Genomic DNA, 25412 nt, shown 5'->3' with positions numbered 1-25412 from the left:
GGTCCCTCCCGGCGGGCGGACCGATCCAGGGAGCGGCTCTCCCATGATGAACGCTCCGCTCCCGCATGCCGCGGCGCGCGCGCAAGGTGGTGACAGATCCGACGACGAAGGAGAACGCGATGCAGATGCGAACCCTGGGCAGCACCGGCCCGGCCGTTTCCGCGCTGGGCCTGGGTGCGATGGGCATGTCGGGCGGTTACGGCGCGGCCGACCGGGCGGAGAGCATCGCCACCGTGCATGCCTCGCTGGAGGCCGGCGTCACGCTCATCGACACCGGCGACTTCTACGGCATGGGCCACAACGAGTTGCTGCTCGCCGAGGCGCTGCGCGGCCGCGACCGGGACAGCTACCGGCTGTCGGTCAAGTTCGGCATGCTGCGCGGGCCGGGGCACGACTTCGCCGGTGCCGACGCGCGTCCCGAGGCGATGAAGAACTTCCTGGCCTATTCCCTGACGCGGCTGGGCACCGACCACATCGACATCTACCGTCCCGCCCGGCTGGACCCGGCGGTACCGATCGAGGAGACGGTGGGCGCGATCAAGGAGATGATCGACGCCGGGTACGTGCGGCACATCGGCCTCTCGGAGGTCGACGCGGCGACGATCCGCCGGGCACACGCCGTGCACCCGGTCGCCGACCTGCAGATCGAGTACTCACTGATCTCCCGGGCGGTGGAGGCGGACATCCTGCCCACGCTGCGGGAGCTCGGCATCGGCCTGACCGCGTACGGCGTCCTCAGCCGCGGTCTCATCTCCGGGCACTGGGACGCCGGCCGCACCGCCGGTCCCGGCGACTTCCGAAGCTTCAGCCCGCGCTTCGCCGGCGGGAACGTGGAGCACAACCTCACCCTGGTGGAGGCTCTGCGCCGGATCGCGGAGGCGAAGGGGTGCACCGTCGCCCAGCTGGCCATCGCCTGGGTGGCCGCACAGGGCGAGGACATCGTGCCGCTGGTCGGCGCGCGCACCCGCGAGCGGCTGGCCGAGGCGCTGCCCGCGATGGAGCTGACGCTCACCGCCGACGATCTCGCCGAGATCGAGAAGGCGGTGCCGCCGGGCGCGGCGCGCGGTGACCGGTACCCGTCCCGGTTCATGGCCGACCTCGGCGTGGGGAACTGAGCCCCGCGCTGCGGGGGCCGTCGGGCGGCCGGCACCCGATCCTGCGAGGTCCTGTCCCGCCCGGCGTGAGCGGGGAGGCGGCCGGTGCCAGGAGCGGCCCTCGGGCGGGTCGTCCGCGCGCAGCATGTGCAGGACGGCCCGCTCGGCGGGCCCCCGGGTGGCGGGAATGCCGTACGCGCCCTCGTCGCCGAGGCGTGGCAGGGCGGCGGCGATCGTGACGCCCTCTTCGTACAGCTCGATCACCCGGGGATTGATGTACGAGCTGCGGCAGATCGCGGGGGTGTTGCCGAGGTATTCGGAGACCTCGCGGACCGCGCGGGCGATGGCACGGCGGCGTGCGGTCTCGCTGCGCGCGACGGACTGTGGGACGGCGAGCGCGACGGCGGCCATGACCGTGGCGTGCCAGGTACGGAAGTCCTTCGCGGTGATCTCCAGACCGGCGAGCTCCTTGAGGTAGGCGTTGACGTCGGCGCTGCTCACGTTGTGCCACGCGGGCCGCTCCCAGTATGCGAGGAGGCGGTCGCCGCCGCCTCGGCGGCGCAGCAGCGCGGTCGGGCTGCGGCAGGCGGCGGGGTCGGCGACGGTCTGGACGACCTCCCTGCCGTGCTTGCCGGTGTACGTGAACAGGACGGCGCCGCCCTGACAGGTGGAGTGCTCGCGGAGCAGGGTGGTCAGGCCGTAGCTGTTGTTCAGCTCGGTGTACTGGTCGCTGCCTATGCGGAAGAAGCCGAGGTCGAGGAGGCGCACGGCGGTGGCGAGGACCCGCTTGCGGGTCAGGCCGCGATCGCCGAGGTGCCCCTCGACGGCCTCGCGTACGGCGGGCAGGGTCTCGGCGACGTCGAGGACGTGGCCGTGCTTGGCCCGCTCCTGCTCGGCGCGGAACCGCGGGTGGTACAGGTACTGGCGGCGGCCGGCGGCGTCGGTGCCGACCGCCTGGAGGTGGCCGTTGGGTCGGGCGCAGATCCACACGTCGCTCCAGGCGGGCGGAATGACGAGCGCGCGGATACGGCCAGTTCGGCGGGGTCGCGCAGAGGCTGCCCCTGGGCGTCGAGGTAGCGGAAGCCGCGCCCGTGTCGCCTGCGGGTGCAGCCGGGGTCGATGGGCCGGCTGTGGTGAAGACGCAACCCCGCCTCCTTGGACGCGAACCGCCGATCGTCCTGGTCCAGGGGCGCCGCAGCGCGCCCCCTCCACGAAAGGCGCCTTTGGACACCTCGCTCCTGTGCGGATTTGTAGGTCACAAATTCGAGAAGTGCACCGGTCGGGCCGAGGAAGGATCCCCGTCCGGACCGCTTTCTCACCTCATCGGTTTCCCCGGCGCTCGAGGTAGATGGAGGTGAACACGGCGACCTTGGCGCGCAGGGCCCAGGGGTCGAAGGGCTTGCTCATGTAGTCGACGGCACCGGCTGCGTATCCCCGGGCGGAGTGCTCCGGGTCGACGCCCATCGCGGTCAGGAAAATGATGGGGACGTCGCGGGTCCTCGGCCGGCGCTTGATGTGGGCGCACGTCTCGTAGCCGTCCATCTCCGGCATCTGCACGTCCATGATGATGACGGCGAAGTCGTCGTGGTCGAGCAGCGCCTTGAGCGCCTCACGGCCGGAGGAGACGGTGACGAGCTCCTGATCGAGGGTCGCCAGCACCGCGGTCATGGCGAGCAGGTTGTCCGCCTGGTCGTCGACGATGAGGATCTTCGGCATGTCCTGCGGTTCCGACACGGCCGGCAGAGCCGCCGGCCGTTCCACGGCCTCCAGTTGACGTTCCAGAAGGTCGCACCGTGCCTCGGCGGCGGCACGCTGTTCCCGTGCCTCGCGCAGTTCGTTGTCCAGGCGGGTGACTTCCATCTCCAGGTCGTTGCGCTCCTGCAGGAGTTCGGTGACGTCGGAGTGGGCGGCAGCGAGCTTGTCCGCCCGTTCCCGTTCCGCGCTCCGGTCGGCCTCCAGCTGGTTGAGGCGTACCTCCAGGTCGGCGATGCGGTGGGTACGGTCGAGGAGCGCGTCGCCCAGGACGTCACCGCGGACGCTGGAGCGCCGGGACACCCGGTCGGCGTCGGCCAGTTGCTGCTCCAGGAGTTCGACCGCGTGCTTCGGAGAGGAAGCGGCGTCGACGGCCGAGCCGTACAGGCCACGAACGAACTCGATGGCCTCGGTGGTGACGGCGGTCCCATGGTGCTCGGCGAGGTCCGTGAAGAGGTCCATGATCACTTGCCACGGGGGTAACCGGGTCCCGTTCAGGTAGCGGGAGAACGTCCCGGGATCGCGCTGGCGCCGCGCGGCATACCGTCGTACGGAGACCTCCATCCCCTCGAACAGCTCCCTCAATGCCTGAGCGAGAGCGCGGGACGCCTCGGTGAGATCGTTGCCGAGCGGTCGCAGCTCACCCACGGTCTTCCGCCTCTCCCGCGCCCGCGCCCGCCGCTTCGCGGCAGCCGGCGGTCTCCGCGGCGATCAGGCGGTTGAAGAAGGGCACCGACAACCCGGCGGTCGCGAGTCCCGCGAGGACGCTGCGGGGCGTTCCCTCGCCGGCGAGCGCGGTCAGGACTCCCGCGGTCACGCCGCCGATCAAGGCGAGCAGGAACACCAGGGTTGCTCTCTGAGACAACAGAGGCCGGTCCACGAAAGATCTCCGTCCATCCAACCCGTCCGACGACAACGGGACTTGTCACGCTTCCGGCGGATTGCCGGAGCGGGAATCACAGGATGGCGGGCCAGGTGGCCGATGCGCTTCGCGACCGGGGAAGAAGTGCAACAACGATCGCTGTTGGCAGCCGTGCTTCCGGCGGACGGTGCCGGTTCCCGCTGGTCGGAGCGGCACGCGTGCAGGCGTTGCCGGGCGTTGCCCTGCAACGCTGCTGACGCGTTGCGTCATCCGCGGCGGGGGCGTGAGGCGTTGCGTCGACGGCGGGGGACGTGACGCGTGGCCGCGAACACCCCAGGGACCTGGCGCGTGGCCGTCAGCACCCCAGGAATCCGACGCGTGGCGCGGGCCTCGCAGGGACCTGACGGGTGGCCGCGAGTACGGCGGGGCCTGACGCGGGCCGTGACCGGAGCAGGAACCTGCCACGGTTCCGCGAGCACGGCGTGAACCCGACGTGCGGGCCGTTCATCCGGAAGCGTCGGCACTCCACCCCTTCGGGGCATCGGGCGGCGCGTTGGGCGGCCTTTCCATGGTCACGCCCATAACTTGACCGCGTATACATCCGCCTCTCTGCCTGCCCGAGGGTCGGCGCCCGGCCGGCACGCCGGCTGCCGCGGTTGGCCGGCACGACCTTCTGGAGGAGCTCCGTGAGTGCGTACGGCTCCAACCGCCCGTCCCGGCCACCGATGCGGCGACAGCTGCCGCGGGTTCTCGTCGCGGGACTGATCCTGGGTACCGCTTCCGGTTGCTCGTACAACTGGGAGGACTTCCCGCGGCTTGGTATGCCCACCCCGGTGACGGAGGAAGCGCCGCGGATCCTCTCCCTCTGGCAGGGCTCGTGGGCGGCCGCGCTCGCCACCGGCGTGCTGGTGTGGGGGCTGATCGTGTGGAGCGTCATCTGCTTCCGGCGCAGCCGTACGAAGGTCGACATCCCTCCGCAGACCCGGTACAACATGCCGATCGAGGCGTTGTACACCGTGGTCCCGATCATCATCGTGTCGGTGTTCTTCTACTTCACGGCGCGGGACGAGTCGAAGCTCCTGGAGCTCTCCCAGAAGCCGGCGCACACCATCGGTGTGGTGGGCTACCAGTGGAGCTGGGGTTTCAACTACATCGAGAACGTCGACGGCAATGCCGGCACGGGCAACGCCCTGGGGGACCCCTTGCTGGGTACGTACCCTGACCGGTTCCGTCAGGACTTCCCTGCGGGGGCCGAGGGTGTCTACGACGCGGGTGTCCCCGGCACACGGAATCCGCAGAACGGCAATCCCGGCCCGACGCTGTGGCTGCCCAAGGGGGAGAAGGTCCGCTTCATCCTCTCCTCCCGGGACGTCATCCACTCGTTCTGGGTCGTGCCCTTCCTGTTCAAGCAGGACGTCTTCCCCGGCCACAACGTCAACGCCTTCGAGGTGACGCCCAGCAGGGAGGGCACCTACCGGGGCAAGTGCGCCGAGCTCTGCGGTGTCGACCATGCCCGGATGCTCTTCAACGTCAAGATCGTCTCCCCCGAGCGGTACCAGCAGCACCTGAAGAGCCTGGCCGCGAAGGGGCAGAGCGGGTTCATCCCGGCGGGCGTCGAACTGACCGACCCGGCCAGGAACGCGGAGCCCAACAAGCTGTGAGCACGGTCTGAGCGATCGGGCACCCGACTCAGGGCAGCCGGGCGATGGCGACCAGATCCTGGAGAAGCCACCGGGGTCGGCGCTCCGCCCGGCACCTGCCCGCGCGGGGAGCCGGCGGTGGCCCTCCGCACAAGGCCGTCTGTGCCTGCACCACCGGAGCCGTCGCCGACGCGCCGGCTGCCCGTGCCGGTCCGGGTCCCGGGCGCCGGGCAGCGCCACGCCGCCCGGCGACCGGGGCCGTCATACCGACGTCGGCGCGCAGCCCCGCGTGAATGCCCTCGGGGCGTAGACGGCGCGTCGGCGCCCGAGGCCGCCTCACGGGTACGAGGGCCGGCACAGGGTTCGCGCCGCCCGGCGGGGGCACTCGCGACGGTGTGCGCCCCCTCGCGGAAGGAGCAGATCGCCGTTGACCAGTCACACCCCGACCGGTCGCATCCCGACCCGTCATACGTCGACCCGTCACACGTCCGGGGCGGGGACGAAGCTGCCCGTCGGCGTCAGGCTCGCCGCGCGGGCGGCGCGGGGCATCGCGCGGCGGCGCCACGCGCCCGCTCTGCACCCCTTCGGGGTCAGCTGCAACGGCGTCCTCGAGATACAGCCGGCCGGTCCCCCTTGGGGCGAGCCGTGGCTCGACGACCCGGGCGTCCACCAGGTGCGGCTGCGGTGGTCACGCGCAGCGGGCCTGCCCGGACGGCTGCCGGACGCCCTGGGTCTCGCCGTGCGCGTGGCCGACGCCGGAGGTCCCGACCGCCCCCTGGACCTGCTGCTGACCAGCAGCGGCAGCGGACCGCGGACCAGGCATCTGCCCAGGCCCCGGCTCGACGCACTCGCCGGCCCCTACTCCACGCTGCTCCCGTACCGCATCGGTGACCGCGAGGGCACTCTGGCCGCACATCCGGTGGTGACCTCACCCTTCGCGCCCAGCGACCTCGCAGGTCTGCACAGGACGCTTCAGGCAGGCCCGGTCACCTTCCACCTGTGCGCGGCGCAGCCGGGGCAGGCGTGGCGCGCCTTGGGCACGCTCACCACGGGGCCGCCCCACGACCTTCCGGCCGAGGACACCGTCTCGTACGACCCCTATCTGAACCGCCTGCCGCATCTGCACCCGACCGGCAGGCTCGGCAAGCTGAGGGAGGCCGCCTACGCCGGCTCCAGGGCGGGGAGACGGGCCGACCGCCCGAAGCCGTGACCGCCCGGCGCCTCCGGGCGGTCGCAGAAGACAGGAAGAGACCGATCCGGTCGGGATGCACGGCCGGCCCCGGCGGGGCGGTATGCGCCGCACGGAGCGGGGCCGCCAGTGGAGAACGGAGGCGTTCATGATGACCGAGGGCAGCATGGCGGACGATGTCTATCAGCCGACGGGCAGCAACGAGGAGCAAGAGGACGCCGCACCCCTGGACCTCCAGAACACGGTGGGCGACCGGAGCTACGACGACATCCTCGACGAGGGCTATTCGCCGCCCGAGAGGCCGCTCGGGGTGAACAGGACAGGGACCACCGCGGCGGAGCAGCACGACGGCGAGACCCTCGACCAGCGGCTGGCCCAAGAACTGCCCGACACCGGAGAGGACGAGTCGGACGGCATCGGCGACCTGCCCGGCGGCGAAGGGGAACCGATCGATCCCGAGGCGGGGACCGAACGGGCGGGACGGCTCGTCGCGCCGGACGAGGGCGCCCACCCGGACACCGACAAGGAACTCTTCGCCTCCGACGTGGGCATCGACGCGGGTGCGGCCGGCGCCGAGGAGGCCGCCATGCACGTGGTCCGCGAGAGCGACCTCGAAGAGTCGGACCGGGACCTGGCCAGGGGGAACACGTGAACCGGGCCGCGGACCGCGCCGCGGCGGTCGACCTGTCATGGCGGGACGGGGTGCTGCACCCGGCCGAGCCGGTGCGCCGGTGCCGGGACCGCTGAGGTCGGAGGAGGAGTGTACGAACGTACCTTCCGGAGTGTACGGTCGTACACATGTCGACGTATTTTGCTGACGATCCGCGCACCAACCTGGAACGCATGCTCGCGGGCGACCTCTACATCGCCGACGACCCCGCGATCGCCCACAGGGTGCAGAACGCCATGCGACTCGCAGCCCGCTACCAGGCCGCCTGCCTCGAGGACCCGGTGAAGGCCCGGCCGATCCTCGAGGAACTGCTCGCCTCCGTGGGCGAGGGCGTCGAGGTGCGCCCGCCGCTGTACGTCGACTACGGCAGCAACATCACCATCGGGGCCCGCACCTTCGTCAACTACAACCTGACCGCCCTCGACGTCGCCCGGATCACCATCGGCGAGGACTGCCAGATCGGCCCGAACGTCCAACTCCTCACCCCCACCCACCCGGTGGAGCCCCAGCCCCGACGCGACAAGCTGGAGGCCGCCCTGCCCATCACCATCGGGAACAACGTCTGGCTCGGCGGAGGCGTCATCGTCTGCCCCGGCGTGACCATCGGCGACAACAGCGTCATCGGCGCCGGCTCCGTGGTCACCAGGGACATCCCCGCCGACGTCGTCGCCGTGGGCAACCCCGCCCGGCCGATCCGCGACATCTGAGACACGACACCCATGGCCACCGGACACACCGACCCGCAGCGGCGTGAGCGGATCCTCGCCGCCACCCTCGACCACATCGCCGACGAGGGCATCGCAGGCGTGTCCCATCGCAGGATCGCCGCCCGCGCGGGCGTACCCCTCGGCTCGATGACCTACCACTTCACCGGCATCGACGACCTGCTCCGCGAAGCCTTCACCCGCTTCGCCGACCACATCGTCGCCCTCTTCGAGCAGCACCTGGGTCGCGTCGACGGCCCCGAGCAGGCGTGTGAGGCCGTCACCGACCTCATCCACACGCTCTCCGAGGGGCCGCAACGCGACCTGGTCCTCACCCAGGAGCTCTACACCCTGGCCGCGCGACGCCCGGACTACCGGGAACTGACCCGGGCGTGGATGCTCCGCAGCCGTCATCTCCTCGAGCGGCACTTCGACCCCGACACCGCCCGCCAACTCGACGCACTCATCGAAGGACTCACGCTCCACCGGGCCCTCGACGTCGCACCGCACCACCGCACGCTCACACGCGAAGCGGTGAGGCGCGTCACCACCGCCGCCTAGAGGCGGCCACACAGCGGCCTGTGGGGGCGCGGGCCTGACACCGCGCCCCCACAGGCACGATCACCGCCTTGCCTCCTGATACGACCCCCCTCATCGCCTGCGTGCCCAGGTGCCTGCGTGGCGGCTGCGGTGGGCGCCGGGTGCCTGGAACCGTGCCGGCCCTCCCGACCGTCATGGGACGCACGGCCAGTGGCACACTTGCCGCCGGTCGTTCGAAGGAGCCATGCCGTGCCGGTGATCCGTAACATTCGCCGCGCGGTGCGCGGCGCAAAACGCAGGACCGTGGACCTGAGCCACCCGTCCCGCTCCCCACTGGGCAACACGGTGGTCAACTGCGTCGTCTACGAAGACGGCGTACGGCAGTCCGGGGCCTGCCCGGTGGACGAGGCCATGCAGCGGGTCCAAAAGTCCGGGCGGGGCTTCGTCTGGCTGGGTCTGCACGAACCGTCGGCGGAGGAGTTCGCCAGGATCGCCGAGCTGTTCGAACTTCACCCACTGGCGGTCGAGGACGCCGTGCACGCGCACCAGCGGCCCAAACTCGAGGCGTACGACGAAACGCTCTTCGCCGTCTTCAAGACCTGCCGTTACGTCGAACACCAGGAACTCACCGCCACCAGTGAAGTGGTGGACACCGGCGAGCTCATGGTCTTCACCGGGCACCAGTTCGTGATCACCATCCGGCACGGCCGTCACGGATCCCTCGGACCGCTCAGGGAGGGACTGGAACGGAACCCGGAGCTGTTGGCCACGGGACCGTCCTCGGTGTTGCACGCCATCGCCGACCACGTGGTCGACGACTTCCTCGCCGTCGCCGACGCGATGCAGGACGACATCGACCAGGTCGAGACCGCGGTCTTCAGCGAACACGCTGCCCGGGCCCGGAGCGAGGCGGGCCGGATCTATCAGCTCAAGCGGGAGCTCCTGGAACTCAGGCGCGCCGTCGCCCCGTTGGACCGCCCCCTGCAGGCGCTGGCGACCCGCTCCCTGCCGCCGGTCGATCCCGACATACGGGCGTACTTCCGGGACGTGGCCGACCACCAGGCGCGGGTGACCGAACAGATCGGCGCCTATGACGCCCTGCTCGACTCGATCCTCCAGGCGCACCTCGCGCAAGTGACCGTGGCGCAGAACGAGGACATGCGCAAGATCACGGCGTGGGCGGCGATCGTCGCCGTACCGACCATGGTCTGCGGCGTGTACGGAATGAACTTCGAGCACATGCCCGAGCTGCGGTGGGTGTACGGGTACCCCCTGACGCTGGGCGTCATCACCCTGGCCTGCTTCGTCATCCACCGGGGCTTCCGCCGCAACGGCTGGCTGTAGCGGCCCCTTCCGGGTCCGCGCCCGTGGAACTCACCGGGCGGTGACGGCGGTTGTGCCGGGCTCGGGTTCCGGATCGGGGCGCATGCCGAACAGGAACCGCGTCAGCCTCGTCCTGCGCACCGCGTACTCGTACACGAGGAGGATCACCGCCAGTGAACCGGTCACGATCAGTGCGTACTTGACCAGGATCGGCGCGGACCGTCCGACGACCGCGTAAGCGAAGGCGACCACGACGGGCTGGTGCAACACGTACAACGGCAGTGCGGCGACGGTGAGATACGCCCACACCCGTCCACCGCCGCCCGAGGAAGGTCCGCGGTCACGGGGCCTGTCCAGCCACCCGAGGATCGCCACCACCCAGCACCACCCGGCAGCCCCGAACAGGGCCCGGGTGACCAGCGCGAACGGACTCCACGCGGTGAACGGGTCGTCCCCCGCCACGAACCCGGGTGCGGACGCGGCGAACAGGGCGAGCCCGAGCACGCCGACCGGCACGGCACGGCGGCGCAGGGCGGCGCGGATCCGGACGTCGTCGGCCAGCGCGTAGCCGCAGAGGAAGAACAGCAGGTAGGCCCAGCGGTTCCAGCCCGCGAAGTCCTCCTCCATGCCCAGCAGTGTGTTGATCAGGGCCGACGGCACCGCAGGCAGCAGGAGGAGCCCGGACCTGCGTGTCATCGCCGCCACCGCGCGCTCGCCGGCGGCCGCGACCACCCCCGCGACCGGTACGAGGAGCAGACAGAAGGCGAGGAGGAGCACGACGAACCACAGGTGGCCGGTCTCGAAGTAGCGGCCGTCGAGTATGAAGGGGAAGTCCCCGGGATCCAGGCGGACGTTGAGGAAGCGGGGCCAGAAACGCCAGTACGACTCGTCGTACCCCGGGTCCGCCGCCCGAAGTCGCAGCCACTGCGGGAGGGGATTGAGGGCGAGCGACGCGAAGACCAGGGGGACACCCAGGCGCAGCAGACGTTCACGGGCGAAGCTGCGGGGGCCACGGCGGCGGATCGAATGCCGGGTGCCGAGGCCGGCGACGAGGAACAGCATGGGCATCGCCCACACCACGCCGAACCCCGCCAGCACCGTGACGGCGCCGGCCGTCTCAGCGTTCTTGACGTAGAAGTCGTCGTCCGGGGCGAAGACGAGGGCGGCATGGAAGAAGACCAGGCCGAGCACGATCAGGGCGCGCAGCACGTCCAGTTCACGGCGCCGAGGAGCGGGCGCCGGTGGCCCGGTCTCCGTGTTCATGTCCCGCCGCCTGCCATCGGCCCAGTATGGGAGAGGAGATGGACGGAGGACAGTGTTCCTCCCGGAGCGGCCCGGCCCGTTTTCGCCTCCGCCCGTGCCGCGAGCCTGCCGACACGCTCGCCCCGCGCGTCGGCCTCCTGGCAGAGCATGTCTGTGCCGCCGACGCGTGGGCACTGAACCGCGTCCGCGGCCTGCTGCCCGCGGCGTGAGCTCCACGGTGTGATTGCAAGGGGTACACCGCTTGATCGCGCGGCTCGGAGCGGTTGATCTGTCGTACCCGAGCCCTAAGCTTGTAGCCGTGGACGAAGCCATGGTGTGTGCCGCTCTCGCCGCCTTGGCCGATGGCCCGCGGCACACCGCGAGGGAAGCCCTTGAGGTGGTGCCGAACGAGGCGGGCCTCTACGCCGTCCATGGTGACCTGTCGGCGGTCGAAGCCCTCGCAGTAGGCGCGGCTGACCGTCCCCTCTACGTGGGAAAGGCAGAGCGCAGCTTGGTAGGGCGCGACCTGCGTACACACTTCGCCACGGGCAGGACCGGCTCCTCCACCCTGCGACGGACGCTGGCGGCGCTCCTGCGGGAACCACTTGGACTACGAGCGGTGCCCCGCAACCCCGCCCGGCCCGACGGCAGCGCCAACTACTCTCTGGAGAGCAGCGGTGATGAGCGGCTGACGGAATGGATGCACGCGAGGCTGCGGCTCTCGGTGTGGGTGAGGCCTGACGGTGTGGTCCTCGATGAGGTCGAGACTGCCATGCTCGATGCGCTACGGCCGCCTCTCAACCTGGCCAAGATGGGAAGCCTGGGTGACCGCAGGGTCAAGGCGGCTCGCGCAGCGATGGCAGAGGAGGCAAGGGCCTGGCGAGAGGCGTGACCGGATCTACGGTCGCGCCTGAGCCGGGTGCGGTTTCCCTAAGGAAGCCGTGATCAAGGGGGCGGCAGTCGCCGCCAGGATTCCGGACGAGGCCAACCAGACGTGCACTCTTTCTTTTTGACCATCACTCAGACGGCAGCGCGCCCGTGAACGACCTGGAGCCCGTCGCTGCGTACATCACTCGGAGGCCACAATGCAGTTCCCGGTGATCCCCGTGGCCGTCGCCGCCGGCACGTCGGTCGTCGGCGCGATGGGGAAGAAGGTCATCACGGAACGGGCGAAGAAGAAGATCGCAGACCTCCGGGCTCACCACGATGCCGAGCACGCGAAGCACCGAGGCGTCGCCGACTCCACCATCGCGCAGTTGAGATGCCTGGGAATTCGGCAACGGTCCGCTCTCGATGTCGTGACACCTCGAATGCGGGCCTTCGCTGAACGCAACGAGCGGCAGCTACGGACGCGTGGACGCCAAGTCATCGAAGGCGGAGAGGCGCCGGCGCATCGTGAAGTCGATACGCCGCCCGAGGTCTCCGGCCCCAGCGGGACCGCGACCGCGATGAGGGGCATCGCGTCGGCAGCCGCCGGAATCGGACTGAGTGGTGCCGCCTATGCAACTGTCGCGAAGGTCGCCACGGCGTCCACCGGTACTGCGATCAACACGCTGACCGGTGCAGCGAAGAGAAATGCGACCCTGGCGGTCATCGGAGGCGGCACGAAGGCCGCTGGAGGCGGAGGCGTCGCAGCAGGCGTTCGTCGGCTCGGCATCATCACGGCGGTACCGGCGGTCGCGTTGACCGTCGGGTCGTTGATCAAGCAGAAGGCCGACGAGGACAAGGCTGTCGCGAAGTTCGACGCGGATGTCAAGAAGGCAGTCGCCACTTTCCACCGGAGCTCGGTGCTCCTTCAAGGCGTGGACAGCCGGATCACCGAGTTGATGGCCGTGCTGGCCGGAATGGTTCGGCGGGCCGGTGACGCGCTCGACCGCCTGGAAGAGACTGAGCGCGCGCCGGGCGGGTTCGACCTCGGCAGCGATGACCATGCACATCGGCTCCATACGGCGCTTCAGCTGGTGAAGGGCGTCGTGGAACTCGCCGAAGCACCTGTGATGAATCCAGATCTGACGCTCGACCCGAGCGGCGAATCCCTCGTGGTCAAGTACCGCGACTACAACCCGGAGTCCACCAATGTCTGACGCCCGTGTGCGTACCGTCGTCGAAACGGTCGGCCGTGTGGCCACCACCGCGGATGCCGCCCAGTACCTCATGGCGATCATCGACGTCGCCAAAGGTATTGACGCCAGCATGACGGAACGCGCCCGGATCGCCGCGGACCGGGACAAGGAGGTCGCCAGAATCAACGCCGCGAGCCAGGGACTCCAGGACTACCTGGACCGGGTTTTCGGCGAGCGTCGCGAACTGCACCGAGGCTTCCTCGCTCGACTCGACAGGGCGATCGAGGACCGCGACCCGGAGACCGTGCAGGCTTGCGTCGCCGGGATCGTCGAGGTCATGAAGCACTCTCCGCTGAACGACATCGCCGAACTCCGCTCAATCTGGGCGGACCCGAGAGCAGTGATCGAAATCTAGGGTCCGAACCGCGCGTTCCGCGAGGTGATCGGCGTCCTGCCATGCGAGAACCGGGTGGCAACCGCAGGTCCAGCCGGACCTGCGCCCCGGGTTGCCGGTCGCGGTCGACGACGACCGTGCCGCATGTGATGTGACCCGGAGGGGTCGTGCGGCTGGGCGGGTCGGCAGGGCCGTCGAGAACGGCCAACGGGCCGGCCAGGCCAGCCAGGCCGAAGCGTGTCAGTTGTCGAGTTCGGCGGCCTGCATGGCGGTCAGCCGGCGGACGAAGAGTGCGGCGGCGACTGCTGTCGGCACAACGAGCACGTGCAGGACGAGGTTGATCCACGCTCCCGGCAGGAACTCGTACGCGTAGAGGCGGGTCAGATTCCCGTCGTCGGAGAATTCGGTCCGCTCCCTGAGCAGCTCTGTCCATGGGGTCCAAAAGAGCGGCCAGAGCAGGAAGGTGGGCAGCCACAGCGCCCACCAGGCGTTCAGTGCACGGGCTGGTGCGGGGCTGTGACCGGGGCTGGACGCGTGCCAGACGTCGTCGGCGATCTGCTTGGGGAGGAAGAGATTCGCGATGGGGAGAAGCCAGCCGACGACTGCCATGGAGGGGCGGTACCGAAGCCGTCCGGGCGTGAACTCCTCGGCGGTGGCGCGTACACGGGCGAACCACACGAGCCAGCACACCGACAGGGCCGCCCCGAAAAGGAGCTGGGCGTTCCACAAGAGGTGAGTGACCCGGTGGCTCCATTCATCCACGAAGAACATCGCCGAAAAGAGGTCGTCCGCGTGCGGGAGAGGGTCGTCGTACAGGTGGCCGGAGGTGATGACGAGCAGATGGACGGCGGTGAGCGCGGAGGTCAGGGCGACGAGCGCAAGGAGCCAGTAGACAGCGGTCCGGTATCCGTCGGCCGGGTCCTGGTGGCCGCCGGCGCGGCGGCGCTCTTCGGCAAGTCGCGGCCTGGGCACACGTGCCTGACCGGCATCGGCGCGGACCACGGGGTCGGCGGAGGGCTCGGTGAGCGGGGCCGTGGGCGGCCTTCCCCGGATGGTCGGGGCTTCGGCCATCGCCTCGGCATCCGCCTGAGCGCCGGGGGCCACCCGGGTGCGCGGATCCTCCTGGTCGAGAAGCCGCACCGCTTCCTGGCCCAGCCGGGCCAGGACCGCCGGCGGCAGCCACGGTGTCGGCGAGCGGTATTGCGTCTCTTCCCTGTCCCGCAACTCGCTCAGGGTCGGCCGGTCGGCCGGGTCCTTGGCCAAACACTCTTTGATCAGTCCCAGTAGCGGACCGGGTACGCCGGTGAGGTCCGGCGGTTCGTGCACCACTCGGTACATCAGGGCATGCAACCGGCCCTCGGCCGCGTCGAACGGCAGCCTGCCGGAAGCGGCGAAGGCCAGCACCGTGCCCAGGGAGAAGATGTCGCTCGCCCCGGTCAGTCGCTCGCCCCGGATCTGTTCGGGCGACATGAAGCCGGGTGAGCCGACCACCACTCCGGTGGACGTCAGGCCCTCGGTCGGGGAGGAGCCCAGGGCGCGGGCGATCCCGAAGTCGATCACCTTGGGCCCCTCGATGGTGACCATGACGTTCGACGGTTTCAGGTCCCGGTGGACGAGCCCGGCGGCGTGGATGTGGCCGAGGGCCTGGCACAGGCCGGAGGCCAGACGGCGTACCGAGTGCTCGGGCAGCGGCCCGTGCTGCTCGGCCACCAGCTGGTGCAGGGTCGGCCCGGCAACGTACGCGGTGGCGACCCAGGGGAGTTCCGCGTCGGGGTCGGCGTCCAGCACGGCTGCCGTCCACTCCCCGCCGACCTGCCGGGCGAGGGCGGTCTCCTTGGCGAACCGGAGCCGAAAGTCCGGTGTTGCCGCGAGTTCGGCGCGGATGGTCTTCACAGCCACCGTCCGGCCACGCGGGGAGCGGGCCAGGTAGACCACGCCCATGCCGCCTTCGCCCAGTCTCCCGAGGAGCCGGTAACCCGCGATGCGGTCAGGGTCCTGTCCTTGCAGAGGCTGCACCGCTGTCGGCTCCCTCCCCGGTGAACATCACTACGGCGCACCAAGACTAGCTTCGGCTCCGCAGAGGTACTGGATGATCGACCAGGCCGGCGGCGCGGCGGCGGAACGAGGCGGCGCGGGTGGGCACGGTGCCGCCCCGGTGTTGCGCCTGATGCGCGCCGGCCCGAGGGCACTGTTCCCACGGAGGGACGTCGGACGCAAGGACGGAACGGCAGGCGTGGCCGTCCGGCCTCCTGCCGCCCGAGCAGGAGGCCGGAAGTGCGGAGCCGGACGGGGGCGGGCCGCTACTTCTGGGGGTGCTGCCTCGACGTGTCCTTGAAGCGCCCCAGAGCCTTGATCAAGGTGTTGCGCGGGGAGCCCGCCGCTTTGGCGGCCGCGTCCTCCGAGGCGGGACGCGGCACGCCGCCCGATCCGGTCACCTCGGCCAGCGCGGCCTGCGCGAGTTCGGCTGCCTCCCGGTACAGGTCCCGGGACCTGGTCATGGCCTCGAGTGCCTCCGCGTACTTGGTGACGAGCCGGCGGGTGTGGGCCAACTCCTCCTCCATGGTGAGCAGATGCCACCGGCGGCGCAGGCTGTCGAGCGCCTGCTCCGCGTCGGCGGTCAAGGTCCTCGGCAGTTCGGCGAAGGCGGTGACCTTCTCGACGAGTTCCGTCGGCTCCGAGCCGTCCAGGAAGACACTGCGGACGGAGAATCGTTCCGCGTCGTACTCCTGGCCCGCCGATGCCGAGGGCAGGACCACCGCCCCGCCCCGGGGTACCCGTACGTGCAGGTCCCTCATCGCCCAATTGACGAGTCGGAACTGTTCCGGCGAGGCCCGGTGCTCGACCACCCGGTGGTGCAGGCTCGACGGCAGAAAGGGCGTCAGCGGCCGGCGGCCGCGCGCGTCGGGGGTCATCGCCTCATGGACGACGACGTGAATGTTCCAGCTGACGCGGCTGCAGTCCTTGAGGAGGCGGCGGATCTCCTTGTCGTCGTCCGGCAGTCGATTGGTGGTCCGCAGCCGCAGGCCGGGGACGGTGTCGTGGTCCCAGTCGACGCGGCCGCTGTCGGGCCAGAACATCGCGGCGGGGGAGGGCCACCGCTGGTCCCAGGTTCGTTCCGCCTTGGCGGCCAGCACCCAGCCGACCGCCTCGCCGTCACGTTGCCTGCCGTGGGAGTCGAAGCACGTCAGCTGGGCGCGCACGGTCACATCGCCGTCCACGCGCCAGCGGGCCTCGAAGAGGCGGCGTGCGGAGGGGTCCGGCTCGGCGGCGCTCTCGTCGGCGCCGGGTGCGTGGGGCAGGCCGCCCCCACCGGTTGCGAAGGCATCGGAGGCGACGGACGCGTCGGCGGGGGCGAGGTCGAGGAAGTCGTCGATGACCCCGGCGGCCTTGAGCGCGATGAGGTTGCGCCGGACGTCCTGCTCGGGCGTCGGTCCGAGGTGGCGCCCGTGCCCCAGCCACGTCGTGTCGGGGGCGGTGGTCGAGGAGGTACTGGTCTTCGGCATGGAGTCGTTCTGTCAGGGGGTCGCGGGCAGCTCCAGTATGGGCCGGACGGCAGACGGGAGACACAGGAGGGTCGCGTGCCAAAACCTTGGTTATGTCAGGTTTCATCCCTTTATGGGGCGGCGGTGGGCTGCTGGGGCGGGCCGGCTCGTCGTGGTGGGCTCCCGCAGCCGGGACGACAATCACCCGCAGGAGCGGTCGGCCGCTCGTCGCGACCGCTGGAACGGGTGACATGGTAGTGCCGCCCGCCCTCGAACGGCGTAGTCCCAGATGCTTTCCGCGCCGAACGGTCCATGCATGAACAGATGCGTGAACACAGCACTGTCCTGGACGAACTGTCGTGGAAGGCGGATGCCGGATACCTCATCGGCCGCCTTCTCCCGTTCCTGGTGATCGCACTCTCCGTCGTGGCCGATTCGCTCACTTCCGACCGTGAACCCTTCGACCGTGTGCTCTTCGCGGCACCGGCACTGGCGGCCGTGACCTGGGGGAGCCGTGTCACCGCGGGCGTGGGGCTGCTGTCCATGGCGACCTCCGCCGGCCTGGCCGCGCGGCGGGCTGAGGACGTCCCCGGCGTGCTGATCAACGAGACGGTGCTCCTGGCCGTGACGGTTGCCGCCGTCTGGTCGAGCCGTCTCCGGCAGAACCGTGAGCTGGAGCTCCGCCAGATGCACTCCGTGGCCGAAGCCGCGCAGTCCGCCCTGCAACGGCCGATGCCGTCACACCTGGGCTCCGTCGACCTCCACCTTCTCTACGAGGCGTCGGCCGCGGGAGCGCATGTCGGCGGGGACTTCTACAAGGCGCTCGAAGCACGCGGCGCGGTACGGATCATGCTGGGTGACGTCCAGGGAAAGGGCCTCGGCGCGCTGGAGACGGCATCCATCCTCCTCGGCTCGTTCCGCGAGTCCGCCTATACGGCCCCGGACCTCCCCGCTGTGGCCGAGCGGCTGGAATTCAGCATGGCCCGCTATGTGGAGCGGACGCAGGACTCGGACGTGGCCAGCCGGTTCGCGACCGTACTGCTCGCCGAGATCCCCGACGACGAACCGGTCGTCCGGCTCGTCAGCTGCGGCCATCCGGCACCGATCGTCCAGCATCAGGGTGTCCTGGAGACGGCGGACCTGCCCTCTCCGTCGCCCCCCGTCAATCTCTTCGGGCGGCAGGGGGACCTGTTCGGGCTCGGGGACGCTGACTTCGACGTCCAGCAACTGCCCTTCGAGCCGGGGGACCGGCTGTTGATGTTCACGGACGGCGTGAGCGAGACCCGTGACGACACGGGGACCTTCTACCCGCTCGAGGAGCGGATGCGGGCCTGGATCGGTGAACCCGCGGACCGCATGACCACGCTCCTGCGTGAGGACCTCGTCCGTCACAGCGGCCGTGGTTTCGACGACGACATCGCGGCGGTGCTCGTCGTACGCCGCTGACGGCCCGCGCTCCGGCGCCGTGGCGGCCCGCGGCCTCAGTCGGTCACCGGGTGGGGCGGGAGTTCGCCGTGGAGGAGCGCGGTGCCCAACGGGGTGAGGGTGTGGATCACCTGGGCGCGGGCCCGTTGGCTGTGCGCGAGGTTGGCCTCTCGCAGGGCCGTGATGTGTTCGCTCGCCGAGGAAGCGGAGATCTTCAGGCGTTGGGCGAGCTCCCCGGTGGTCGCGGTGGTGTCGAGGGCCGCCAGCACGCGGGCGCGGGTACGGCCCAGCAGAGCGGCCAGAGCCTTGGGGTGACGGTCGCGGGTGACCGCCGGGGCCCAGGACGGGGGATGGGCCACGGGGTAGGCGAGGACCTGGGGCAGGGCGGGGTCGGCCAGGGCGATGGGCGTGTGCCAGCAGAAGTGGGAGGGGATCAGCCGCAGGCCTCGTCCGCCCAGGTGCAGGTCACGGTCCTCCGGATAACGCACGTGCAGTACGGGCGGCCGCCAGTCCATCAGGGGGCGGAAGGAGTCCAGCAGTCCGTGGACGCCGCGGTCGCGCAGGACGCGTGTCCGCATGGCCCGGTCGGCCTCGGTGGTCATGGCCGCCCCCGTCCAGCCGGGGGCGATGACCGCGCGGTGCACGAGCCGGAACGCCGTCGCGACCTCCTCCATCCGGTGCCGTTCGCCGCCGGCCAGAGCGCGGGCCCATTGGGGGAGCGGATAGCTGTCGGCCAGTCGGTGCATCTCCTGGCGCACCTGCTGTCCGGGGGTGGCGTGCAATGCCTCGATCGCTGCTCCCAGGCCGTCGGCCGAGGCATCGGGAGTGAGGAAGTCGGGCCAGTAGCCGGCAGAGGCGGGGGCCAGGGTGGAGAGCATCCTGACCGGGCCCGCGAGGTGTTCCTCCGCAAGCCTGGCGCGGGCGCTGCGCCGCCAGGGGGCGAAGACGGGCAGGCCGCGCCGTGGTGTCGTCAGCTGGTGCAGGCCGAGCAGGGTCTCCCAGACCGGGTCCGGTTCCCTGGCGAGATGGACGCGGGCCAGGTCCCTGGCCGTGAGATGAATGCGCAGCACCATGTCTTCCCCTGCGTGTCGTTCGTACTGGACACGTTTTCCGGTCACTTCTTTCCGCGACCGCACATCGCGGTCCGGCCGCGGCGGGACGTGGTCCGCGTCCCGGTCGGAGAGCGGGCCCGGCGGACCGCTACGTGACGTGCCCGCCCCGGCCCGCCGTGGCCGGTCGCCGTCACCGCCTCGTGCGTGTCAGGGCCCGGGGCGCCTGCTCCGGGCCGGTGGAAGGCCCCCGGCCTCGGCGCCGGAGCCAGCCGCCGGAGCCAGCCGCCGGGCTTTTCCGCCGGGCCTCGGCACCGGCCGAGGACCCAGGAACGGACGGAGGCCGGGAGTCCGGCAGCCGGCAGCGCGGGAGTCCGGAGCGCGGATGGGGCGGCGGTGCGGTCGGGTACCGGCCGAGCCGTCACCGTGGCGGGGTGTCGTCTCCGGTTCCGGCGATCGCACCTGCCTCGCAGGCGGCCCGGGGCCGGTGTGCGGGGCGACGGTCCGGCGCCTCTGCGCCCGGCACCCGTACACCCGGCGCCCTCACGCCCCGCGCCCGTACGGCCTCGGCGGCGTCAGGACCGCCCGTCAGGGCCGCCCGTCGTCACGGCCGTTACGGTCACGTACGCGGCTGCGGTGACGAAGAGGCGGTCGTACGGCAGAGAGGCGGCGGGCAGCACACGGCCCACGGCAGAGATCAGGCGCGTCCTGCTTCACTCTTCCCCCTGGTTCCGCGTCGTTCCGCCTGCACGGCCGCCCCCGCGCGGTCCGGTGGTCAGCCCGGTCGGCGGAGCGGCACGCACAGCGTCACACGGCGCGATCACGTCTGCCAGGGAGGCAGCGATGAGAAAATGCGCGTGATCGATGCAGAGGCCGCTATGGCCGCAGGTGGAGGATGTCTGCCGTGCCCGAGTCGGGGGGATCAGCGGAGCCGAGCGTCCATCAACTGCGTCTTTTTCTGGCGCTGAGCGAGGAGTTGCACTTCGGCAGGGCGGCGGCGCGGCTGTTCATGACCCAGTCGGCGCTGAGCCGCCAGATCCAGGATCTGGAGAGGCGGCTGGGCGTGCCCCTGTTCGCGAGGGACAGCCGCACGGTCCGTCTCACCGACGCGGGCAGCGCGCTGACGGTGGAGGCGCGCGCCACGGTGGAGGCGATGGGCCTGTTACGCGTCCGCGCCGGCCAGTGGGCCCGCACGCTCACCGGGCACGTGGTGGTCGGCACCATCGGCGCGGAGGCGGCGATGCCCTACACCAGCGCGATCCTCGAGCGGCTCGGCGTCCTCCACCCCGGGATCACCGTCGAGGTACGCAGTCTCAACTTCAGCGAGCACCTGGCGCAGTTGCTCTCCGGCGACATCGACGTGGCCTTCCTCCGGCCCCCGGTGCCGCCGGACATCGAGCTGCTGGAACTGGCCGTCGAACCCCGGGTCGCCTGTCTGGCGGCCGGCGACCCGCTCGCGGACCGGTCCGGGATCCGCCTCGCCGACCTCTCCGACCGGGTCTTCGTGGACGTCCCCCCGGAAGTACCCCGCGTGTGGTGGGACTTCTGGGCGGTGGACCCCCGGCCGGACGGCACCCGCGTGCGCTACGGCCCTGTCGTCTCCGACATGGAAGGGCTGCTCCTGTCCGTGGCCCGGGGCGAGGGAATGTGCTTCCTGCCGGCGGCGGCGCGGGACTTCTTCCCCCGCCCCGGGGTGCGCTACGTCGACGTGGTGGACCTGTCCCCTTCCGTGTCGGCCCTCGGCTGGCCGGCCCAGCGCCGCCTCCGACCAGGCGTACAGGCCATGCGGGAGGCCGCGGCCGCCGTCATGGCCGCGCCGGGCCGGGAAGGTGCGACGTCCTCCTGAGCGGGCCGTCCGAGAAGTGAGCGCTTGGTGGGCAGTGCCTCGCAACTCCCTGCCGGCGCTACGGCACCCGTGCACCCGCCGGTATCGCGCATGCCCGTTGGGCCGACTCGTTCTCGGGCCGAGCTTCGCGTTCACACAGAGGACCACGCCGGGAGGCCGCGTTCCAGGCGCTTCGGTCAGGACCGAAAGGCCTTCTCCCGGCGGAGACGGATCAGGAAGCATCACCACCGCGGGTCAGGGCGCCGCGCGGACGGCGCCGGTGTTCCGCGTCCGGTAGGTGCGACGGCGCGACGGCTGCCGTGAAGCCCCGACAGACGGCGACACGGGTCGGCGCCGCTGCGGCGTCGCCTGACAGGAGGTTCGTTCCATGCGCTCCAAGCGCTCCTTCCTCGGCATCGTCGGTGTCCTCGCCTGGACACTGATGGCCGTTGTCTCCACTGGATCGGCCCAGGCGGCGACCGCCTCGGGCAACGGCGTGAGCGGCGATGTCCGGATCGCGCCGCCGGCCCCGCACGACGGCGGGACGCGGTCGGCCCGGGCCGAGGCCGCGGTCTCCCCGACGGTGTCGCCCGCCGCCCACTTCATTCACCGGGCGGACGGCGAACTCTTCGACTGCGCCCCCGGGAATCTCTGCGTCGAGGTCTGGGATCCCACGGTGTCCAAGTGGAAGATTTTCTTCCTCTACCACTGCAACAGGTACTGGCTGTCCGACTGGCACGGCAACGGCTACTACCTGAACAAGCAGACCGGCGGGGTCACCTCCTACTTCTACGGGCAGGGAGGCGACGTGCGCCGTGCCTTCACCCCTCCCCAGGTCGGTACCCAGGACTGGACGCCCGTCTGGTCCATCCGCAACTGCTGACACCGGCCGCACCGGCGCGGCCTGCCCGCCAACGACCAGGAGATCCTTGATGCACACGACAATGCGCGGCAGGCTCGCTCGCGCCGTGGGACGGTTCGTCCTCGCGGCGGCGCTGCTCGCCGTGGCAGCGGCACCCGCGCACGCCGCGACCCCGCAGGCCGCCCCGCGGGCGGCCACGGCCGAGATCCCGCCCGGCGTGAGCGCGGGCATCGCCGTCTACGACCGCCTCACCGGCTCCTTCACCGAACAGCACAACGCCCACACCCCGTTCCGTGCCGCCTCGGTGGTCAAGGTGCTCATCGCGCTCGACCACCTGTGGAACCGGGGCCCCGCCTACAGCCTGCCGGCGGACGACCGGGCGCGGCTCGATTCGATGCTGCGGGCCAGCAACGACGACGCCGCCCGCCACTACTGGTCGCTGAACGGTGGCTCCTCCATCATCGACCGCATGTCCTCGCGTCTGGGACTGGTCGACACGGCAGGCCCGCCCGCCGGCTACCCCCTGCACTGGGGATACACGGCCCTGTCCGCGGCCGACACCGTGCAGACGTACCGCTGGATCCTGGAGCGCGCCCCCGCCACGCTTCGCGACATCGTCATGGGCAACCTCCGTGCCTCGACCCGGTGCGGCACGGACGGCTTCGACCAACGCTTCGGCATCCCCGCGTCGTTCGAGCGGCCGTGGGCGGTGAAGCAGGGCTGGTCCGGGTTCGGTCCCAAGAGCGACTGCACCAACACGACCGCGACGACGACCGCGTCCGCGGCCCCGTCCGTGACCGCAACCCCGGCGACCGGGACCAAGACGGCCGGCCGGATGGCCGACGTCGACCTCTCGCGACCGGCACTCCACACCACCGGCACCCTCGGAGCCGACGACCGTTCGATCGTGGCCGTCTTCACCCTGCACCCGCAGGACACCTCCTTCGGCGCCGCGTACACGGCCACCGACCGGCTCGTTCGTTCGCTGAACGTGCCCGGCGCCACGCCCCGGGCCGGTGCGTGGTTCGGCACCTGGGGCGCACAGGTGCAGGTCCGTGCCGGCGCGAGCACCACGACGACACCGCTCACCAAGCTGCCCGCCGGGGTGGAAGTGCTCGTCGGCTGCCAGAAACAGGGCCAGCAGGTCACCGTGCCGCCCTACACGAACGACTGGTGGGCGTACCTGCCCCTGTACGACGGCTACGTCACCAACATCTACATGAGCTCACCGGACAACAAGCTGCCCGGCGTGCCCCTTTGCTGACCACCACACACGACCACCACACACGACACCACACACGACCACCGCAGCATTCGTGACGACAAGAGAGGCAACCACTGTGCGTAAGCACGTTCTGGGCACACTGGCCGGAGCCGGCGCCCTCGCAGGTGTGATGATCACCGCTCCGGCGGCCCACGCCGAACCCGACCCGCCCGGCTGCCCGAAGGGATACTTCTGCGCCTACTCCGAGCCGGACCAGCGCGGAACACTGCTGATGAAGACCGCCGGTGACTGGTCCGGCGAGATCCACAGCGTCGGTTCCGTGTTCAACAACGGTTACGTCTTCCCCGGGGCCGATCACATCGACCTGAGCTACGGCTACACGACCTCGGTCCGCCATATCTGCCTGCACTACAACCCCGGTCCCGGGCAGTACAAGGCGAACATCATCTACGCCACGATCGGGACGGTGAAGTGGCGGGGCGAGTGCTGACGGGCCGACCTTGACGGGAGTCCCGACAGCGCACCCCGGAGGCAGCCCCGGCGGCGGAAGGAACGGTTCTCCCAACGCTCACTTCCCGTTCGGGAAAAAGCGCGGCGTGCGCTCCTAGGGTGACCGGTGCCGCTCCCCGGATCGCTGCATCGAGAGGACTCCCATGACAGGCACGTCCGCAGGAAGACCGACCGGTCCCGGTTTCGAACGACGCACCCTCCTGCGCGGGGCAGCCGTCGCCGCGGCGGCTTCCCTTCCCTTCCAGGCGCTTGCCGCGCGGACGGCGGCAGCCGCGCCGGTCAAGCTCGGGTCCGACGCCGGGTACGGTCCGCTGCGCCCGGTCAAGGACCAGGCGACCGGCCTGGAACTGCTGCAGCTGCCGCGGGGGTTCGAGTACATCTCGTACGGCTGGACCAACGACCTCATGGACGACGGCGTGCGCACACCCGGCGCGCACGACGGCATGGCGGCCTTCCGCCACGGCGACAAGGTCCACCTCGTCCGCAACCACGAGCGCGGCGCCGGGCCGGCCTTCACCGCCCCGGCCTACAACCCGGAGGCCGGCGGCGGGACCACCACCATGGTCTTCGACCCGGACGCCGGCCGGTGGCTGGAGTCCTACGGCAGCCTCGGCGGCACGCTCCGCAACTGCGCCGGCGGGCCCACCCCGTGGAACACCTGGCTCACCTGCGAGGAGACCTTCTCCACGACGGCCGGCAAGCGGCACGGCTACATCTTCGAAGTGGCCTCGGAGGGCAAGGGCAACCCCGAGCCCTACAGGGCCATGGGCCGGTTCAACCACGAGGCCGTCGCCGTCGACCCGGCGACCGGGCACGTCTACGAGACCGAGGACCGGGGCGACGCGTCGCTGTACCGCTTCGTCCCCGCCGTGCCGGGCGACCTGTCCAAGGGCGGCCGGCTCGAGGCCCTGCGCATCGGAACGGCGACGTACGACACCCGGTCGGACGGCGAGAAGGCGTACGGCACCGTCTCCTGGGTGCCCGTGGACGACGTCGACCCGGTTCTGGACACGGTGCGTCACCAGGCGCAGGCGAACGGGGCCGCGGTGTTCAGCCGCCTCGAGGGCGCGTGGTACGGCAACGACCGCATCTACGTCATCACGACCGACGGTGGTCCCGCCCGCCAGGGCCAGGTGTTCGAACTCGACCCGGCCACCGACGAGTTCAGGGTGCTCTTCGCGTCACCGGGCTCCGAGGTCCTCAACGCGCCGGACAACATGTGCGTCAGCCCTCGCGGCGGTCTGGTGCTCTGCGAGGACGGCGGCGGCACCGAGTACGTCCACGGACTGACCACGGACGGTGAGATCTTCCGCTTCGCCGCCAACAACGTGGACCTCCGCGGCGGGACCGCGGGCAAGAACGTCCCGGCGGCCGACCACACGGGCTCGGAGTGGGCCGGCTCGGTGTTCGAACCGAAGAACGGAAACTGGCTGTTCGTGAACATCCAGACCCCGGGCGTGACGTTCGCGATCACCGGTCCCTGGACCCAGGGCGCGCTCTGACCCGTCGCCCGCCGGCACCGACCTGTCCGGTCGGTGCCGGCGGGCCTTCGCTCCGGACG

At 70.8% G+C, this 25412-nt stretch carries 22 protein-coding genes and 1 pseudogene; 16 read left to right on the top strand and 7 right to left on the bottom strand.

Annotation, left to right across the window (positions count from 1 at the left end; genetic code table 11):
* Positions 1–119: 119 nt before the first annotated feature.
* The gene (locus SPRI_RS03215) at positions 120–1115 is read left to right on the top strand and encodes an aldo/keto reductase (RefSeq protein ID WP_005308217.1); all 996 of its coding nucleotides are present in this window, start codon (positions 120–122) and stop codon (positions 1113–1115) included.
* A gap of 111 nt (positions 1116–1226) precedes the next feature.
* Here the strand turns inward: SPRI_RS03215 and SPRI_RS36755 are convergent.
* The 3 genes and pseudogenes from SPRI_RS36755 to SPRI_RS03195 all read right to left on the bottom strand — a co-directional run.
* Positions 1227–2239: pseudogene (locus SPRI_RS36755) on the bottom strand (DNA topoisomerase IB); the annotation flags it as partial.
* A 175-nt stretch (positions 2240–2414) separates the two neighbouring features.
* Positions 2415–3494: a response regulator gene (locus SPRI_RS03200; RefSeq protein WP_005308214.1), complete on the bottom strand. Its 1080-nt coding sequence runs from the start codon at positions 3492–3494 to the stop codon at positions 2415–2417.
* The gene (locus SPRI_RS03195) at positions 3487–3711 is read right to left on the bottom strand and encodes a hypothetical protein (protein ID WP_310650526.1); all 225 of its coding nucleotides are present in this window, start codon (positions 3709–3711) and stop codon (positions 3487–3489) included. The genes SPRI_RS03200 and SPRI_RS03195 overlap by 8 nt, the downstream gene beginning before the upstream one ends.
* Before the next feature lie 683 nt (positions 3712–4394).
* Here SPRI_RS03195 and ctaC point away from each other — a divergent pair.
* The 6 genes from ctaC (at position 4395) to SPRI_RS03165 (ending at position 9795) form a co-directional block, all read left to right on the top strand.
* Positions 4395–5369, top strand: coding sequence for an aa3-type cytochrome oxidase subunit II (gene ctaC, locus SPRI_RS03190; protein WP_005308209.1), 975 nt, complete (start codon positions 4395–4397; stop codon positions 5367–5369).
* A gap of 406 nt (positions 5370–5775) precedes the next feature.
* Complete coding sequence (locus tag SPRI_RS03185) at positions 5776–6558, top strand: phosphodiesterase (RefSeq protein WP_234020314.1); 783 nt, start codon at positions 5776–5778, stop codon at positions 6556–6558.
* Between the two features lie 130 nt (positions 6559–6688).
* Positions 6689–7189, top strand: coding sequence for a DUF5709 domain-containing protein (locus tag SPRI_RS03180; protein ID WP_037775817.1), 501 nt, complete (start codon positions 6689–6691; stop codon positions 7187–7189).
* 146 nt (positions 7190–7335) lie between these two features.
* A complete protein-coding gene (locus tag SPRI_RS03175; protein ID WP_005308204.1) occupies positions 7336–7914 on the top strand; it encodes a sugar O-acetyltransferase in 579 nt (192 codons plus the stop codon).
* Positions 7915–7926: 12 nt separating this feature from the next.
* A complete protein-coding gene (locus SPRI_RS03170; RefSeq protein ID WP_005308202.1) occupies positions 7927–8472 on the top strand; it encodes a TetR/AcrR family transcriptional regulator in 546 nt (181 codons plus the stop codon).
* A 228-nt stretch (positions 8473–8700) separates the two neighbouring features.
* Positions 8701–9795, top strand: coding sequence for a magnesium and cobalt transport protein CorA (locus SPRI_RS03165; RefSeq protein WP_005308200.1), 1095 nt, complete (start codon positions 8701–8703; stop codon positions 9793–9795).
* Positions 9796–9825: 30 nt separating this feature from the next.
* Here SPRI_RS03165 and SPRI_RS03160 read toward each other — a convergent pair whose 3' ends face one another.
* The gene (locus tag SPRI_RS03160; RefSeq protein WP_037773048.1) at positions 9826–11037 is read right to left on the bottom strand and encodes an acyltransferase family protein; all 1212 of its coding nucleotides are present in this window, start codon (positions 11035–11037) and stop codon (positions 9826–9828) included.
* 298 nt (positions 11038–11335) lie between these two features.
* Here SPRI_RS03160 and SPRI_RS03155 point away from each other — a divergent pair, with 298 nt between their 5' ends.
* The 3 genes from SPRI_RS03155 to SPRI_RS03145 all read left to right on the top strand — a co-directional run bounded on the left by SPRI_RS03155 (position 11336) and on the right by SPRI_RS03145 (position 13494).
* The gene (locus SPRI_RS03155) at positions 11336–11908 is read left to right on the top strand and encodes a GIY-YIG nuclease family protein (protein ID WP_158685124.1); all 573 of its coding nucleotides are present in this window, start codon (positions 11336–11338) and stop codon (positions 11906–11908) included.
* A gap of 193 nt (positions 11909–12101) precedes the next feature.
* On the top strand, positions 12102–13100 hold the full coding sequence (locus SPRI_RS03150; RefSeq protein ID WP_005308194.1) for a hypothetical protein: 999 nt from the start codon (positions 12102–12104) through the stop codon (positions 13098–13100).
* A complete protein-coding gene (locus tag SPRI_RS03145) occupies positions 13093–13494 on the top strand; it encodes a hypothetical protein (RefSeq protein WP_037773046.1) in 402 nt (133 codons plus the stop codon). The genes SPRI_RS03150 and SPRI_RS03145 overlap by 8 nt, the downstream gene beginning before the upstream one ends.
* A 219-nt stretch (positions 13495–13713) precedes the next feature.
* On the opposite strand, the gene SPRI_RS37800 is transcribed toward SPRI_RS03145, so the two are convergent.
* A complete protein-coding gene (locus SPRI_RS37800) occupies positions 13714–15489 on the bottom strand; it encodes a protein kinase domain-containing protein (RefSeq protein ID WP_050791395.1) in 1776 nt (591 codons plus the stop codon).
* Positions 15490–15773: 284 nt separating this feature from the next.
* A complete protein-coding gene (locus SPRI_RS03135; protein WP_005308188.1) occupies positions 15774–16976 on the bottom strand; it encodes a hypothetical protein in 1203 nt (400 codons plus the stop codon).
* A gap of 303 nt (positions 16977–17279) precedes the next feature.
* On the opposite strand from SPRI_RS03135, the gene SPRI_RS03130 reads away from it, so the two are divergent.
* A complete protein-coding gene (locus tag SPRI_RS03130; RefSeq protein WP_063805321.1) occupies positions 17280–18401 on the top strand; it encodes a PP2C family protein-serine/threonine phosphatase in 1122 nt (373 codons plus the stop codon).
* 35 nt (positions 18402–18436) lie between these two features.
* Here SPRI_RS03130 and SPRI_RS03125 read toward each other — a convergent pair whose 3' ends face one another.
* Entirely contained in the window at positions 18437–19453 is a 1017-nt protein-coding gene (locus SPRI_RS03125; protein WP_037773044.1) for a winged helix-turn-helix domain-containing protein, read from the bottom strand.
* 871 nt (positions 19454–20324) lie between these two features.
* Here SPRI_RS03125 and SPRI_RS03120 point away from each other — a divergent pair.
* From SPRI_RS03120 to SPRI_RS03100, 5 genes are all read left to right on the top strand, one after another.
* Positions 20325–21275 carry a LysR family transcriptional regulator gene (locus SPRI_RS03120; protein WP_050791394.1) on the top strand — a complete coding sequence of 317 codons (951 nt, stop codon included), beginning with the start codon at positions 20325–20327 and terminating at the stop codon, positions 21273–21275.
* Between the two features lie 367 nt (positions 21276–21642).
* Positions 21643–22137, top strand: a complete 495-nt coding sequence (locus tag SPRI_RS03115; RefSeq protein ID WP_053556682.1) for a hypothetical protein — start codon at positions 21643–21645, stop codon at positions 22135–22137.
* 49 nt (positions 22138–22186) lie between these two features.
* Entirely contained in the window at positions 22187–23380 is a 1194-nt protein-coding gene (locus tag SPRI_RS03110; RefSeq protein WP_037773042.1) for a hypothetical protein, read from the top strand.
* A 76-nt stretch (positions 23381–23456) separates the two neighbouring features.
* A complete protein-coding gene (locus SPRI_RS03105) occupies positions 23457–23831 on the top strand; it encodes a peptidase inhibitor family I36 protein (protein WP_037773040.1) in 375 nt (124 codons plus the stop codon).
* A gap of 163 nt (positions 23832–23994) precedes the next feature.
* Positions 23995–25353: an alkaline phosphatase PhoX gene (locus tag SPRI_RS03100; RefSeq protein ID WP_005308174.1), complete on the top strand. Its 1359-nt coding sequence runs from the start codon at positions 23995–23997 to the stop codon at positions 25351–25353.
* The last annotated feature ends 59 nt before the right edge of the window (positions 25354–25412 follow it).

This window comes from Streptomyces pristinaespiralis (assembly GCF_001278075.1).
GTDB lineage: Bacteria > Actinomycetota > Actinomycetes > Streptomycetales > Streptomycetaceae > Streptomyces > Streptomyces pristinaespiralis.
The sequence above is the reverse complement of the archived record's forward strand: the minus strand, read 5'-3'. Positions and strand labels throughout refer to the sequence as shown.

Bases quoted from the DNA above. Each gene is read 5' to 3' on its own strand.
- SPRI_RS03145 (WP_037773046.1), top strand. From the start codon at position 13,093: ATGTCTGACGCCCGTGTGCGTACCGTCGTCGAAACGGTCGGCCGTGTG.
- SPRI_RS03130 (WP_063805321.1), top strand. From the start codon at position 17,280: ATGCGTGAACACAGCACTGTCCTGGACGAACTGTCGTGGAAGGCGGAT.
- SPRI_RS03175 (WP_005308204.1), top strand. From the start codon at position 7,336: ATGTCGACGTATTTTGCTGACGATCCGCGCACCAACCTGGAACGCATG.
- SPRI_RS03135 (WP_005308188.1), bottom strand. From the start codon at position 16,976: ATGCCGAAGACCAGTACCTCCTCGACCACCGCCCCCGACACGACGTGG.
- SPRI_RS03180 (WP_037775817.1), top strand. From the start codon at position 6,689: ATGACCGAGGGCAGCATGGCGGACGATGTCTATCAGCCGACGGGCAGC.
- SPRI_RS03100 (WP_005308174.1), top strand. From the start codon at position 23,995: ATGACAGGCACGTCCGCAGGAAGACCGACCGGTCCCGGTTTCGAACGA.
- SPRI_RS03115 (WP_053556682.1), top strand. From the start codon at position 21,643: ATGCGCTCCAAGCGCTCCTTCCTCGGCATCGTCGGTGTCCTCGCCTGG.
- SPRI_RS03160 (WP_037773048.1), bottom strand. From the start codon at position 11,037: ATGAACACGGAGACCGGGCCACCGGCGCCCGCTCCTCGGCGCCGTGAA.
- SPRI_RS03170 (WP_005308202.1), top strand. From the start codon at position 7,927: ATGGCCACCGGACACACCGACCCGCAGCGGCGTGAGCGGATCCTCGCC.
- SPRI_RS03150 (WP_005308194.1), top strand. From the start codon at position 12,102: ATGCAGTTCCCGGTGATCCCCGTGGCCGTCGCCGCCGGCACGTCGGTC.
- SPRI_RS03215 (WP_005308217.1), top strand. From the start codon at position 120: ATGCAGATGCGAACCCTGGGCAGCACCGGCCCGGCCGTTTCCGCGCTG.
- SPRI_RS03120 (WP_050791394.1), top strand. From the start codon at position 20,325: ATGTCTGCCGTGCCCGAGTCGGGGGGATCAGCGGAGCCGAGCGTCCAT.
- SPRI_RS03110 (WP_037773042.1), top strand. From the start codon at position 22,187: ATGCACACGACAATGCGCGGCAGGCTCGCTCGCGCCGTGGGACGGTTC.
- SPRI_RS03125 (WP_037773044.1), bottom strand. From the start codon at position 19,453: ATGGTGCTGCGCATTCATCTCACGGCCAGGGACCTGGCCCGCGTCCAT.